This window comes from Amycolatopsis sp. 2-15 (genome assembly GCF_030285625.1).
In the GTDB taxonomy this organism is placed as follows: Bacteria; Actinomycetota; Actinomycetes; order Mycobacteriales; family Pseudonocardiaceae; genus Amycolatopsis; species Amycolatopsis carbonis.
Genome location: NZ_CP127294.1, coordinates 1803545 through 1816549 on the forward strand (window position 1 = coordinate 1803545; position 13005 = coordinate 1816549).

General features: G+C 69.4%; 13 protein-coding genes. 6 read left to right on the forward strand and 7 right to left on the reverse strand.

From position 1 onward, the window contains the following. Positions 1-7: 7 nt before the first annotated feature. The gene (locus QRX50_RS08910) at positions 8-574 is read right to left on the reverse strand and encodes an SMI1/KNR4 family protein (protein WP_285971479.1); all 567 of its coding nucleotides are present in this window, start codon (positions 572-574) and stop codon (positions 8-10) included. 152 nt (positions 575-726) lie between these two features. Between QRX50_RS08910 and QRX50_RS08915 the strand changes: the two genes are divergently transcribed. From QRX50_RS08915 to QRX50_RS08925, 3 genes are read left to right on the forward strand one after another with little or no spacing between them, the layout of a single operon-like run. After that, positions 727-2571, forward strand: coding sequence for an NHL domain-containing thioredoxin family protein (locus QRX50_RS08915; protein WP_285971480.1), 1845 nt, complete (start codon positions 727-729; stop codon positions 2569-2571). Between the two features lie 39 nt (positions 2572-2610). Next, positions 2611-2904, forward strand: coding sequence for a GroES family chaperonin (locus QRX50_RS08920; protein ID WP_220247246.1), 294 nt, complete (start codon positions 2611-2613; stop codon positions 2902-2904). 24 nt (positions 2905-2928) lie between these two features. Beyond that, positions 2929-4761, forward strand: a complete 1833-nt coding sequence (locus QRX50_RS08925; RefSeq protein ID WP_285971481.1) for a VanW family protein — start codon at positions 2929-2931, stop codon at positions 4759-4761. A 67-nt stretch (positions 4762-4828) separates the two neighbouring features. Here QRX50_RS08925 and QRX50_RS08930 read toward each other — a convergent pair whose 3' ends face one another. From QRX50_RS08930 to mug, 4 genes are all read right to left on the reverse strand, one after another. Then, positions 4829-5104, reverse strand: a complete 276-nt coding sequence (locus tag QRX50_RS08930; RefSeq protein WP_285971482.1) for a GlsB/YeaQ/YmgE family stress response membrane protein — start codon at positions 5102-5104, stop codon at positions 4829-4831. Positions 5105-5316: 212 nt separating this feature from the next. Continuing rightward, positions 5317-7161: an acyl-CoA dehydrogenase gene (locus tag QRX50_RS08935; protein ID WP_285971483.1), complete on the reverse strand. Its 1845-nt coding sequence runs from the start codon at positions 7159-7161 to the stop codon at positions 5317-5319. A 159-nt stretch (positions 7162-7320) separates the two neighbouring features. Continuing rightward, the gene (locus tag QRX50_RS08940; protein WP_285971484.1) at positions 7321-8109 is read right to left on the reverse strand and encodes a response regulator transcription factor; all 789 of its coding nucleotides are present in this window, start codon (positions 8107-8109) and stop codon (positions 7321-7323) included. A 294-nt stretch (positions 8110-8403) separates the two neighbouring features. Beyond that, positions 8404-8952, reverse strand: a complete 549-nt coding sequence (mug, locus tag QRX50_RS08945) for a G/U mismatch-specific DNA glycosylase (protein ID WP_285971485.1) — start codon at positions 8950-8952, stop codon at positions 8404-8406. Between the two features lie 28 nt (positions 8953-8980). Between mug and QRX50_RS08950 the strand changes: the two genes are divergently transcribed. Continuing rightward, the gene (locus QRX50_RS08950; RefSeq protein WP_285971486.1) at positions 8981-9646 is read left to right on the forward strand and encodes a class I SAM-dependent methyltransferase; all 666 of its coding nucleotides are present in this window, start codon (positions 8981-8983) and stop codon (positions 9644-9646) included. Positions 9647-9808: 162 nt separating this feature from the next. Here the strand turns inward: QRX50_RS08950 and QRX50_RS08955 are convergent, their stop codons facing one another. Together QRX50_RS08955 and QRX50_RS08960 are read right to left on the reverse strand one after the other, a co-directional pair. Continuing rightward, on the reverse strand, positions 9809-10450 hold the full coding sequence (locus tag QRX50_RS08955; RefSeq protein WP_285971487.1) for a VanZ family protein: 642 nt from the start codon (positions 10448-10450) through the stop codon (positions 9809-9811). A 91-nt stretch (positions 10451-10541) separates the two neighbouring features. Next, positions 10542-10673, reverse strand: a complete 132-nt coding sequence (locus QRX50_RS08960) for a hypothetical protein (RefSeq protein ID WP_285971488.1) — start codon at positions 10671-10673, stop codon at positions 10542-10544. 220 nt (positions 10674-10893) lie between these two features. Between QRX50_RS08960 and QRX50_RS08965 the strand changes: the two genes are divergently transcribed. Then, the gene (locus tag QRX50_RS08965) at positions 10894-12582 is read left to right on the forward strand and encodes a bifunctional metallophosphatase/5'-nucleotidase (protein ID WP_285971489.1); all 1689 of its coding nucleotides are present in this window, start codon (positions 10894-10896) and stop codon (positions 12580-12582) included. A gap of 98 nt (positions 12583-12680) precedes the next feature. Continuing rightward, a complete protein-coding gene (locus QRX50_RS08970) occupies positions 12681-13004 on the forward strand; it encodes an MmcQ/YjbR family DNA-binding protein (protein ID WP_285971490.1) in 324 nt (107 codons plus the stop codon). Position 13005 lies beyond the last annotated feature (1 nt).

Here is a 13005-nt window from a genome sequence, read left to right on the forward strand (position 1 = left end):
AAGAGCCTCATTCGCTCAACCCCGACCAGAAGGCGACCTCACGCGCGTCGGCCGGCTCCTCGGCCAACGGTGCGTCACCGAACTCGTGCCGCAGGTATCCGCGCAGGTCCCAGCCGCGAACCGCCACGTCGGCGTGGTAAACGGACAGCACCGGATAGCCCGACGCGGTGGCGATACCCGGCAGATAAGCGTGCCCGCACACCGGCACCAGCTGGGGCACGGCGGCGAGACATCGCTGGGCGCCGGCCAGCGCGTTCGACAAAACACGCGGCCGCGCACCCCAAGACGGGTGCCAGAAGCCGTTGTGCTCGATCGCGTAGAGCAGCCCGTCGACGGGCCAGTCGAGGCGTTTGCGCAGGTGGTCGGGGTTGCCGTGCAGCCAATCGGGCCACCGGTCGCCCACCGGGACGCCCGCGGTGAGAAACGCCCGGTGGTCCAGGGAGAACCGGAAGCCGAATTGGGCTTCGACGTCGGTGAGCTCGGCTTCCGACAAGCCCGGGCGCAGGGGCTCCCCGAGGCTTTCCTGCAGCTTGCGGGCCTCCTCCACCGTGAGGACTTGCTGGACGTGTGACATACGAAGAAGCGTACGTACCGCCCACACGGCCTCGCGCGTCCTTTTCCGCCGCCTTGACGGGCGGACAACAACCCTCCCTCGGCGGGGTGAGGTTCTTCTCTCAGACCGTGGTTAACGGAACACGGCATGGCCACGTGTAGTTCACTCGTCGCGTGAGTTCCGCACAGGCGCGAGTACGCGCACCCAAACTGACCGGCGACGTCTGGCTCAACACCGGCGGCCGGCGACTCTCCCTCGCGGAGCTGCGCGGGCGGATCGTGCTGCTCGACTTCTGGACCAGTGGCTGCGTGAACTGCCTGCACGTGCTCGACGAGCTGCGCCCGCTCGAAGAGGAGTTCGGCGACGTCCTGGTCACCGTCGGGGTGCACTCGCCGAAGTTCCTGCACGAGGGTGAGCGCGCGTCGATCGAGGCGGCTGTGCGCCGCTACGAGGTGCACCACCCCGTGGTGAACGACCCGAAGATGGAGCTGTGGTCGCAGTACGCCGTGCGCGCGTGGCCGACGCTGGTGGTCGTCGACCCCGAGGGCTACGTCGTGCACGTCGCCGCGGGTGAGGGACACGGCGAAGCGTTGCGGCGCGTGGTGGCGGACCTCGTGGCGAAGCACGCCGCGAAGGGCACGCTGCGCCGCGGCGGCAACCCGTACGTGCCGGTCGAAGAGCAGCAGACAGAGCTGCGCTTCCCGAGCAAGGCCGTCGCCACGGCCGAGGGCCGCATCCTTGTCGCGGACACCGGGCACCACTCCGTGGTCGAGTTCGCGTCCGACGGCGAGACCGTGATCCGCCGCTTCGGCAGCGGCGAGCGCGGCGCGCAGGACGGGCCCTTCGACCTGGCCAGCTTCACCGAGCCCTCGGGCATCGCGCTGCTGCCCAACGACGTCGCCCAGCGCGCCGGCTACCACGCCGTCGTCGCCGACACCGCGGGTCACCGGCTGCGCGGCCTCGACCTGAACACCGGCGAGGTCACCACCGTCGCCGGCACCGGTAACCAGTGGCGCAACGGCGCCGACACCGGCAAGGCCCTCGACACCGACCTCACGAGCCCGTGGGACGTCGCGTGGTGGGCGCCCGCCGGCGGCGTCGTGGTGGCCATGGCCGGGAACCACACGCTGAGCGTCTTCGACCCGATTTCCGGCGACATCCGCCGCTTCGCCGGGACAACCGTTGAAGGTCTGAAAGACGGCGAAGTCGGCGAAGCGTTCTTCGCCCAGACCTCCGGCCTCGCGCCCGACGGCGACAAGCTGTGGCTCGCCGACGCGGAAACCTCGGCGCTGCGCTGGATCGAGCCCGACGGCGAGACGTTCACCGTGCACACCGCCGTCGGCACCGACCTGTTCTCCTTCGGCCACGCCGACGGCCCGGCCGACGAAGCGCTGCTGCAGCACCCGCTGGGCCTGGCCGTGCTGCCCGGCGACCGCATCGCGATCGCCGACACCTACAACGGCGCCGTCCGCCGCTACGACCCGTTCACGCGCGAGGTCACCACGCTCGCCACCGGCCTCGCCGAACCGCAGGGCCTGCTGCTGCACGACGGCGAGCTGCTGGTCGTCGAGTCGGCCGGCAACCGCCTCGCGCCGGTCGGAGCCCAGGCCACGACCGTGGCCGGCGAGAAGAACGCCGTCCGCCGCCCGCCGACGGTGCTCGCCACCGGCGACGTCGAGTTCGCCGTGGTCTTCACACCGCCGCCGGGTGAGAAGCTCGACGACCGCTACGGGCCGTCCACGCGGCTGGAGGTCAGCGCGTCACCGCCCGAGCTGCTAGCCGACGGCGCCGGCATCGGCACCGATCTCACCCGCCGCATCCGGTTCGCCGACGGCGTAACGGAAGGCGTGCTGCAGGTCGTCGCCCAGGCGGCCAGCTGCGACGAGGGCGGCGAGCACCCCGCGTGCCGCATCACGCGGCAGGACTGGGGTGTGCCGGTGCGCTTCGAAAGCGGTGGTGAGCGCACGCTCAGCCTGGTCATGGCGGGTGAGCCGAAGCCGGCGTCACCCGGTCAGTAGCATTGGGGTGTGCCTGACAAGCCCAAGCTCCAGATCCAGATGCTGCAGGACCGCGTGCTCGTGCGCCTGTCGCCGGAGGAGGGCGAGCGCCGCAGCAGCGGCGGAATCGTGATCCCGGCGACCGCGCAGGTGGCGCGCAGGCTCGCCTGGGGTGATGTACTGGGCGTCGGCAACAGCGTGCGCAACGTCAAGCAGGGCGATCGCGTGCTCTTCAACCCGGAGGACCAGCTCGAGGTCGAGATCCAGGGTGAGGGCCACTTCGTGCTGCGCGAGCGGGATGTCCACGCCGTCGCCACCGAGCGGACCGAACACGGCACGGGGCTCTACCTGTAGCTCCCCGGCCACGGGAGGGCAGGCGTGCGCGAAGACGACTCTCCGCAGGACCTCTTCATCGACGACCTGCTGCCCGAACGCGATGAAGACGACCTCGCGACGGAGATCTTCGCCGTCGTCGACGGACCTCCGCCGCGGGAAGCGCCGCACAAGAAGCTGCGCAAGGGTGTCGCGCGCACGTTCATGATCGTCGGCTGCGCGCTCGGCCTCTTCGTGCTGCTGTACGCGATCGATCTCGTCACCAGCGCCGGCGACGTGCCGCGCGGAGTGCTCGTGGCGGGCGTCGACGTCGGGGGCCTCTCCCACGCCGATGCCGAGGCCAAGCTGCGCGAGGAGCTGCAGCCGCGGCTCACGCAGCCGGTGACCCTGCACGCGGGCGACGTCACGACGTCGATGGTTCCCTCGGAATCCGGCCTCGGCCTCGACTGGCCCGGCACGCTCGCGCAGGCCGGGCACCAGCCGTTGAGCCCGATCACGCGGTTCCTGTCGTTCTTCACCACGCGCGACGTCGGCGTGGTCGCGCGCTCGGACCAGGAGCAGGTGGCGCAGGCGCTGGGCACCCTCGCGACCGACAAGCTCAACCACCCGGTGGTCGAGGGCAGCATCGGCTTCCAGCCGGGGGACGACGGCGCCGTCACGGCGTATCCCGTGGAGCCACGCCAGGGCCAGGAGCTCGCCGACGTGCGCGCGGCCGCGCAGACCGTGGCGAACGACTGGCTCGCGCCCGGCGGCGTGACGCTGCAGATGGCCGTGACGCCGGCGAAGGCCACGTCGAACGGTGTCCACGCGTTGCTCGACCAGGTCGTCGCCTCCGCCGTCGCCGCGCCGGTGGTGCTGCACGGGCAGGGCAAGGACGTCGCGCTGAAGCCGGCGGCCATCGCGGCGTCGTTCCAGTTCGCGCCGCGCGAGGGCGGCTCGCTCGAGCTGCGTATCGACCAGGGCAAGCTGCAGCAGGCCGTCGAAAAGGACCTCGCGTCGACCGAGACCGACGGGCGCAACGCGGAGATCGTGTTCACCTCGGGCGCGCCGACCGTCAACCCGTCCGAAGACGCGCGGAAGATCAACTGGGCCAATACCTTCAAGTCGCTCACGGCCGTGCTCGCCAAGCCGACCGGGCGTGACCTGCCGGTGGCCTACGACGCCACGAAGCCGAGCCTGTCCACCGATGCCGCCAACGCGCTGGGCATCAAGGAGGTGATCGGCGAGTTCACCACGAGCGGCTTCTCCGGCCCCTCGGCCACGAACATCCAGATGCTCGCCGCCCGCGTCTCCGGCGCGATCGTGAAACCCGGCGACACGTTCAGCCTCGGCGCCCGCTCGGGCGCGCGGACCGCCGCCGACGGCTACGTCAGTGCGCCGGTGAACGAAGACGGCACCGGTCCTTCCGTTGTGGGCGGCGGGGTTTCGCAGCTCGCGTCCACTTTGTACAACGCGGCCTACCTGGCCGGCCTCGGCGACGGCGGCCACCTCGCCCACGACCACTACCTCGACCGCTACCCCGCCGGCCGCGACGCGAAAGCCATTGACGAAGCGGGAAACCCGGTCGAGCTGAAGATCGCCGACAACGACGACACGGGCTTCGCGATCCAGGCCAGCGTCAGCGGGGATTCCGTGACCGTGCGGATCTGGGGCACGAAGCACTACGTCATCGAGGGCCGCACCGGGGGCACGTCGGACGAGGTCTCACCGACCGTCCAGTTCGGACCCGGGTCCGACGGCGCGTGCCAGCCGTCGATCGGCGCGCCGGGCTTCAGCGTGTCCGACACGCGCGTGTTCCACGATCTGGCCACGGGCAACGAGGTCCGCGAGGAAACGCGCAACACCACCTACTCGCCGCAGCCGATCGTGATCTGCTGACCGATTACGTGGGCAGTACACAAACAACGGCCCGGCGCGGGGCCGGGCCGTCCAAAGTGGATCAAGGCTACCTGTTGACGCTGCGCCTGCCGTAAAGGTTCGCGGCCAACGTCACGCCGATCGCGGCGAGCACCACCTGGGTGATGATCTCGAGCCAGTCGATGCCGTCCGTGTCGGCGTACCCGATTCCGCGGGCGATCGCGGTGCCGATGAAGGCCGCGATGATACCCACGATGATGGTCAGCCAGAGCGGGATCGCTTGCTTGCCGGGCACGACCAGTCGGCCCAGCAGGCCGAGGACCAAGCCGATCACGATGGCGCTGATGATCCCTGCAACAGTCATCGTCACTCCTCATGCCTGATGGATCCGCGGCCCTACCGCGGACTCGGTCTCGGAGTGCCCGTGCTGTGGCACGCCGAAACCCGCGGCCGTCCTGATTACACCCCCCGCGCGCCCGGTTGCGACCACTCGCAGCAGGTGAAGTCACCCGAAAGAAACACAGATGCCCCCGGCCCGAGATGGGCCGAGGGCATCCGCAGGGGAACGGGAAGGGCTCAGAAAGCCGCTTCGTCCAGCTCCATCAGCGCGTTGTCGGCGCCTTCGACGATCGTGCGGCGCGAGGACAGCTCCGGCAGCACGGACTTGGCGAAGAACGACGCCACGGCCACCTTGCCCTCGTAGAAGGCCACGTCCTTGGCCGCCGCGCCCGCGTCGAGCTTGGCGATGGCGACCTCGGCCTGCTTGAGCAGCTGCCAGCCCACCAGCAGGTCGCCCATCGACATCAGCAGCCGCACGGTGTGCTGGCCGACCTTGTTGATGCTCTGCGGGTCTTCCTGCGAAGCGGTGAGGAAGCCGATCATCGCGCCGAGCATGCCCTGCGCGTCCTCGAGGGCCTGCTTGAGCAGGGCGCGCTCGTTCTTGAGCCGGCCGTTGCCCGCCTCGGACGCGATGAAGTTCGTGATCTCACCGGCGAGGAACGCGAGCGCCTGGCCCTTGTCGCGCACGATCTTCCGGAAGAAGAAGTCGAGCGACTGGATGGCCGTGGTGCCCTCGTAGAGCGAGTCGATCTTCGCGTCGCGGATGTACTGCTCGATGGGGTAGTCCTGCAGGAAGCCGGACCCGCCGAGCGTCTGCAGCGACTGCACGAGCTGCTCGGTGGCACGCTCGGAGCCGACACCCTTGACGACCGGCAGCAGCAGGTCATTGATGCCGTGCGCGAGCTTCAGCGCCGCCTCGTCGCCGTCCTGCGTCCACAGCTGGTCCTGGAACGACGCCGTGTACAGGTAGACGGCGCGCAGACCCTCCGCGTACGCCTTCTGCAGCATCAGCGAACGGCGCACGTCGGGGTGGTGCGTGATGGTGACGCGCGGCGCGGTCTTGTTGAGCATGTTCGGCAGGTCGGCACCCTGCACGCGCTCCTTGGCGTAGTCGCGCGCGTTGAGGTAACCGGTCGACAGCGTGGCGATGGCCTTGGTCCCCACCATCATCCGGGCGTATTCGATGACCTGGAACATCTGCGCGATGCCGTTGTGCACCTCGCCGAGCAGCCAGCCCTTGGCCGGGGTGCCGTGCTGGCCGAAGGTCAGCTCGCACGTGGTGGACGCCTTGATGCCCATCTTGTGCTCGACGTTCGTCACGAAGGCGCCGTTGCGCTCGCCCAGCTCACCGGTCTCGGAGTCGAAGTGGAACTTCGGCACGAGGAACAGCGACAGGCCCTTGGTGCCCGGCTTGGTCTCGATGCCGGGACCCTCGGGGCGCGCCAGCACGAGGTGCATGATGTTTTCGCTCATGTCGTGCTCGGCGGAGGTGATGAACCGCTTCACACCGTCGATGTGCCAGGAGCCGTCCTCCTGCTTGACGGCCTTGGTGCGGCCGGCGCCGACGTCGGAGCCCGCGTCGGGCTCGGTCAGCACCATCGTGGCGCCCCACTGGCGGTCGATCATGAGCTGCGCCCAGCGCTGCTGCTCTTCGGTGCCGTTGTTGTTCACGATCATGGCGAAGTTCGGGCCCGCCATGTACATGAACAGCGGCGCGTTGGCGCCCAGGATCAGCTCGGACGCGGCCCACTGCACCGTGGGGGGCAGGCCGAAGCCGCCGAGGTCGTTGGTGAGGCCGAGGCGCCACCACTCGCCGTCCAGGAGCTGCTTGTAGCTCTTCTTGAACGACTCGGGGATCTTCACGCTGAAGGTCTTGGGGTCGTACACCGGCGGGTTGCGGTCCGCGTCGGCGTAGGACTCGGCGAGCGGGCCGGTGGCGAGCTTGTTCAGCTCCGAGAGCACGCCGCGCGCGGTCTCCTCGTCCGACTCGGCCAGCACGCCCTTGCCAAGGCGGTCCTGCACGCCGAGTACCTCGAAGAGGTTGAACTCCAGGTCTCGGACGTTGCTCTTGTAGTGGCCCATGTCGTCACTCCGTGTCGTGTTCGGCTTTCCGGCCGGGCACATGTTCCCTTACTCGCCGGTAACTTCAGGATATTACCTACGAGTAACTGGAGCAAGCGATTCCGCTCTTCCAGGGGTGTGGATTCAGCCGAAAAACCGACATCGACCAGGAAGGCGACGTCAGGTAGTGCCGCGCACCACGGCGCGATCCGCGGGCACCGGGTTGTGGGCGTCGTCGGCGTGGGGCACGAGGATGCCGCTGCGGAACGCGATGGTCACAGCGTGCGTGCGATCGCGCGCGGACAGCTTGCGCAGGATGCTCTTCACGTGCGTCCGGACGGTTTCGACGGAGAGGAACAACAGCTTCGCGATCGCCGAGTTCTCCAGGCCTTCGGCCACGAGCTGCAGCACCTGGTACTCGCGGCGCGACAGCGGCATGGCGCCCTTCGGCTGGGTCAGGTGCTCCTCGGCCGGCGCCGCTCTGGGGGACGGCTGCCGTTTGGGTCGCGCGGTGAGCGCGGCCAGCGCCGGGTCGATGTAGCGCCGGTCGGTGTGCGCGCGCCGCACGGCTTCCGCCAGCCGCCGCGGGTCCACCGCCCGCGGCACGATCGCGTGCGCGCCCGCAGCGATGGCCGTGGCCAGGTACTGCTGCGTGCGGTTGACGTCGCGCACCAGCGTCACCAGCACCACGGCGGGGTCGCCGGAGTTGAGCAGCTTCGTGAGGTGGCAATGGGGGTCCAGCGCCGAATCGAGGATCACGACGTCGGGACGCACCTGCTCGCACAGCTGCATCGCGGCGTGGTGGCTCGCCGCCTGGCCCGCCCAGTGCAGTCCCGGCGTCCGGTGGACCATCGACGCGAGGCCCTCGCGGAAGATCGGGATGGGATCGACGACGGCCACCCCCAGGCTGCGGTTCGCGGTCGGTTGTCCGGGCACAGCCGGCGTTCGGTGGGGCTCGATGCCGCGCATCTCGGGCCTCCGTCTTCCAGGTCGTTCCCGGGTCGCCGGACGTCCGCGCACGCCCCCCGGCGTGCCGTCCTGGCACCACCCGATCCCCCCTGCTGGGACCGGACAGGAATGACACCTTGTCCTTGATTCGACTCCTCCGGAAGGCGCTTGTGACGCGGTTTCCCCCTCATGGCCGTATCGGCCGGTTGCAGCAAACTCTCCGTAGAAAATCATCGTTGATCTGCAGCTTTTTGGCCCTGTACGACAGCGGGGGCTCGTCCGTTTGCTACTGAGGGTGTAGCCGAAAGATGGCCGCTACGTGACAACCCGTGCACGCAGCGCGGCGAACTCACTTGCCAGACCGGCGGGCGTCCAGTGGGCGTTGAGGCCGCTCGGGTTGGGCAGCACCCAGACGCCGGTCCCGCCGATCACGCGGTCCTGGGGGCCGACTTTCGCCTTCTTTTCGCCGAACGCGGTCCGGTACGCGGTGATGCCCAGCACAGCGAGCCAGCGAGGTTGGGCGTGAAGGACCTTCTCGACGAGCGTCTTGCCGCCTTCGCGCAGCTCGTCGTCCGTCAGCTCGTCCGCCCGGGCGGTGGTCCGCGCGACGACGTTGGTGATCCCGAGGCGCAGATCGAGGAGCTCGTGCTGCTCACTCGGGTCCAACAGCCGCGGCGTGAAGCCCCCGGCATGCAGCGCCGGCCAGAAGCGGTTGCCGGGCCTCGCGAAGTGCAGCCCCAGCGCGCCCGAGTAGAGCCCGGGGTTGATCCCGCAGAACAGCACGTCCAACCCGGGCGCGATGACGTCGGGAATGACCTTGTCCTGCGCGGCGGCGAGCTGGTCTTTGGTGGGTCGGATGGGCATGGGTCCAGTTTCGGGCACGCTGTCAGGCATGACCACGACGCCCGACGGTTGCTCCGTGGACCTCTACCTGCGGCTGCCCGCGGCCGGCGAACCGGAGATCGTCCACGGCGCCGGGCCCGCCGCCGCATCGATCCTGGAGCTGGGCAGCGGCTGCGGGCGCGTGACGCACCCGTTGCTGGAGCTCGGCCACGCCGTAGTCGCCGTCGACGAATCGCCGGAGATGCTCGCCCACGTCCGCGGTGCCGAAACGGTGTCCGCGCGCATCGGCGACCTGCGGCTGGACCGCGAGTTCGACGTCGTCCTGCTCGGCAGCCACCTGGTCAACACGGCCGATCCGGCGGAGTGCCACGCGCTGCTCGCGGCGGCTCGGCGCCACCTCGCGCCCGGGGGCCGGCTGCTCGTCGAATGGCACCCGCCGGAGTGGTTCGACCACGTGACCGACGGGCCGGGCGGGCTCCTCGGTGACATCGCCGTTTCGCTGCACGACGTCGTCCGCGAGGGCGATCTGCTGTCCGCGACGGTGCGCTACCGAGCCGCCGAACGGGTGTGGCACCAAGAATTCACCTGTCGCCGGCTGGGTTTTCCGGAGCTGTCCGAGGCGCTGACCTCGGCCGATCTGACCTTCGGCGAGTGGCTGACCGTTGACCGGGATTGGTTCTCGGCACGCGGGGTAGCGGATCAGGTACCGATCTAGGTAGCCTGTGTGATCTCTCGCACAACGTCGTAGGGAGGAGCCCGCGTGCAGCTTTGGGTTGTCCTCGCACTGGTGGCCCTCATTCTGGCAGCCGCCTCGCTGATCGTGGTTCTGGAAGACCGGCGCGCCGCCAAGCGGGCGGCGCTGAGGCGCAAGGCGCGGCTAGCGCGTCTGGGCGAAGTCGATCCGCTCGCGCCCGGCCGGCTGAGCGTGGATCGCTGAAGGGATTCCGCGCAGGGCGAGCAGCAGGGCGCCGAAGAGCCAGCCGAGGCCGGCGCCGAAGGTGTTGGTCATGAGGTCGTCGACGTCGAAGATGCGGTAGACGAACGGCGCCGTCCCGAAGTTTGCGGTGAGCTGCGTGATCTCGATGGCCAGTGACACCGTCGCGCCCACGGCCAGCGCGCCGACGAGGCCGCGGCGCCACAGGATGCGGGCGAAGATCCCGAGCGGCACGAAGAGCAGCACGTTGAGCGCGGCCTGCTGGAACGTCTGCGTGCTGAACCAGTGCGCCGCCGAAAGTCCGTGCTTCACCAGCTCGGTGTGGATGTCGGCGATCCACTGGAACGGCCGCAGCTGCACCGTCTGCTCGAGGCGCCGGCCGTTCGCGCTCGGCAGCGGCAGGAAGACGACCGCGAGCGCCATGCACGCGTAGAAGACGACCGCCGCCGAGGTCACCAGGCCGCGCAGCCGCGGGCGGCCGTAGCGCGCCAGCTGCAGCACCAGCTGCGGGACGAGCAGCGTGCCCCACACCGCGAGGAATCCGATGAGCCCGTACTGCAGGGCCGTGACCTGTGCGTTCGTCATGCCGAGAACGTTATGGATCTTGGGGGTCACGCCACTTCGGTCGAAGAGCCGGACGGAATCCGGCCGGGTCGGCCATCTGGCCGAGGGCCGCTTAAGCCGATCGGTCAGGCTTCTCGTCGCGCTTCTCATCCTCGGCGCGCTCCGACCGCCACGCCGCGAAGACCGTGCCGCCGACGAGCAGGGCGACGACCACGATCACGGTCAGGACGATCTGCAGTTCCACAGTGGCTCCCCGGGGTCCGGCCGGTTGGTCGCTGCCTGAAGGCTGCGCGTTACGCCGAACGGCGCGCTGGGCGCGCGGGTGCTGCTGGGCCGCAGCGAAAACGCCGGATGACATTTGCCCATCACCATCCTTTTTCCTCTGGTGAGGTCCGTCGGCGTTGGGCAGACTGCACCGCCGTGTGCCCGTTCCAGGGGACGGCGGGCGCGAAATCGGAGGAAACATGAGGCTCTTCACCCGGCTCGCGGTCACCGCCGCGGCCGCACTGGCCACTGTGGCCGTTACGAGCGTGCCGGCGTCGGCCGCGCAGACCACGGACGTTCGGATCATCACGCTGAACGACCTGCACGGCAACCTCGAGCCGCCGGCGGGTTCGGCCGGCAAGGTGTTCATGTCCGACGGGACCAGTGTGGACGCGGGCGGCGCGGCGTACGTGGCGACGCACGTGAAGCAGCTCGAGTCGCAGGTGCGCAACTCGATGGTGCTCTCGGCGGGCGACAACGTGGGCGCGTCGCCGGTGATCTCGGCGCTGTTCCACGACGAGCCGACCATCGATTTCCTCAACGAGCTGGGTGTGAAGGCCTCCGTGGTCGGCAACCACGAGCTCGACGAGGGTTACCAGGAACTGCTGCGCATGCAGTTCGGCGGCTGCAACAAGACCGACGGCTGCCAGTTCCGCCCGACGTACCAGGGCGCGAACTTCCCGATCCTCGGGTCCAATGTGTACTTCACGAACGGTCTGCCCGCGCTGCTGCCGTTCTCGGTGCAGTTCTCCGGCGGCGTGCCGATCGGCATCATCGGCGCCACGCTGAAGGACCTGCCCTCGGTCGTCACGCCCGACGCCATCAAGGGCCTCAAGTTCGGCGACGAGGCGCAGGCCATCAACCGCACCGCGAACCTGCTCGACCTGCTGGGCATCAAGGCCCAGGTCGTGCTGCTGCACCAGGGCGACGAGACGCTGCCCGGCTCCGGTCCGAACGACTGCAAGGTGGCGCCGGGCGGCGAGGCCGACGTCATCGCAAAGAACGTGAGCCCGAAGGTCGACGCGATCTTCACCGGCCACAGCCACCAGCAGTACAACTGCGTGATCAACGACCCCGCGGGCCAGCCGCGGCCGGTGATCCAGGGCGCGTCGTTCGGCCGGCTGCTGTCGGTAGTGGACCTGAAGGTCGACCTGCGCACGCGCGACGTCATCCGGGCGCAGACCAAGGCGCACAACGAGATCGTGACCCGCGACGTGACGCCGGACCCGGCCGTCACCAAGCTGGTGGACGAGGCCAAGACCAAGTCGGGCCCGATCGCCAACAAGCAGGTCGGCACCATCACCGCGGACCTCACCGCGGCCGGCGCGCCCTCGGGTGAGTCGACGATGGGCGACGTGATCGCCGACGCGCAGCTCGAAGGCACCAAGTCCAACAACGCGGTCGTCGCCATCACCAACCCCGGCGGCATCCGCGCGGACCTGAACTACGCGTCTTCGCCCAACGGCGAGGGCGACGGCGTGGTCACCTACGGCGAAGCGTTCACCGTGCAGCCGTTCGCGAACATCATGCAGACGATCACGCTCACCGGCGCGAACCTGAAGAACGTGCTGGAGCAGCAATGGGGCCAGCCGGGCGGCACCAAGATCCTGCAGATCTCGAGCAGCCTGCACTACACCTACTCGGCCTCGGCGCCGATCGGCTCGCGCATCTCGAACATCACCGTGAACGGCACGCCGGTCGACCCGGCCGCGACGTTCCGCGTGTCGGTGAACAACTTCCTCGCCGCGGGCGGCGACGGCTTCACCGAATTCACGAAGGGCACCGACCTCGCGGGCGGTCCCGTGGACCTCGACGCGCTGATCGCCTACCTCGGCGCGCACCCGGGCGTCACCCCGCCGCCGGCGGACCGGATCACGATGGTTCCGTAGCACGGCCTCGACGGAGCCCCGCCCCTCGCTCATTCGCCGAGGGGCGGGGCTCTCGTTTTTCCAAGCTTTCGACGGGCCGCCGGTGCACCATGGGACCCATGACGACCTGGGAAGACGTGGTGGCACTCGCGGCGGAGCTGCCGGAGACCGAGGAGTCCACCTGGTACCGCACACCCGCGCTGAAGGTCGCGGGCAAGGGCTTCGCCCGCCTGCGCAGCGAAGCCGAGGGCGGCGTGGTCCTGTTCTGCGGCCTGGACGAGAAAGAAGCCCTCCTCGCGTCCGGCGACCCGGCGTACTTCACCACGCCGCACTACGACGGCCACGGCTCGATCCTGGTCGACCTGGAGCGGGCGGATCCGGTGCAGCTGAAGGAACTTCTGCTGGAATCGTGGCGGCGCAAGGCCCCGCGCAAACTGCTGTGAC

Coding starts and splice junctions, on each gene's coding strand:
- QRX50_RS08930 (WP_285971482.1), bottom strand. CDS start 5,104: ATGACTGTTGCAGGGATCATCAGCGCCATCGTGATCGGCTTGGTCCTC.
- QRX50_RS08940 (WP_285971484.1), bottom strand. CDS start 8,109: ATGCGCGGCATCGAGCCCCACCGAACGCCGGCTGTGCCCGGACAACCG.
- QRX50_RS08935 (WP_285971483.1), bottom strand. CDS start 7,161: ATGGGCCACTACAAGAGCAACGTCCGAGACCTGGAGTTCAACCTCTTC.
- QRX50_RS08955 (WP_285971487.1), bottom strand. CDS start 10,450: ATGACGAACGCACAGGTCACGGCCCTGCAGTACGGGCTCATCGGATTC.
- QRX50_RS08965 (WP_285971489.1), top strand. CDS start 10,894: ATGAGGCTCTTCACCCGGCTCGCGGTCACCGCCGCGGCCGCACTGGCC.
- mug (WP_285971485.1), bottom strand. CDS start 8,952: ATGCCCATCCGACCCACCAAAGACCAGCTCGCCGCCGCGCAGGACAAG.
- QRX50_RS08910 (WP_285971479.1), bottom strand. CDS start 574: ATGTCACACGTCCAGCAAGTCCTCACGGTGGAGGAGGCCCGCAAGCTG.
- QRX50_RS08970 (WP_285971490.1), top strand. CDS start 12,681: ATGACGACCTGGGAAGACGTGGTGGCACTCGCGGCGGAGCTGCCGGAG.
- QRX50_RS08950 (WP_285971486.1), top strand. CDS start 8,981: ATGACCACGACGCCCGACGGTTGCTCCGTGGACCTCTACCTGCGGCTG.
- QRX50_RS08920 (WP_220247246.1), top strand. CDS start 2,611: ATGCTGCAGGACCGCGTGCTCGTGCGCCTGTCGCCGGAGGAGGGCGAG.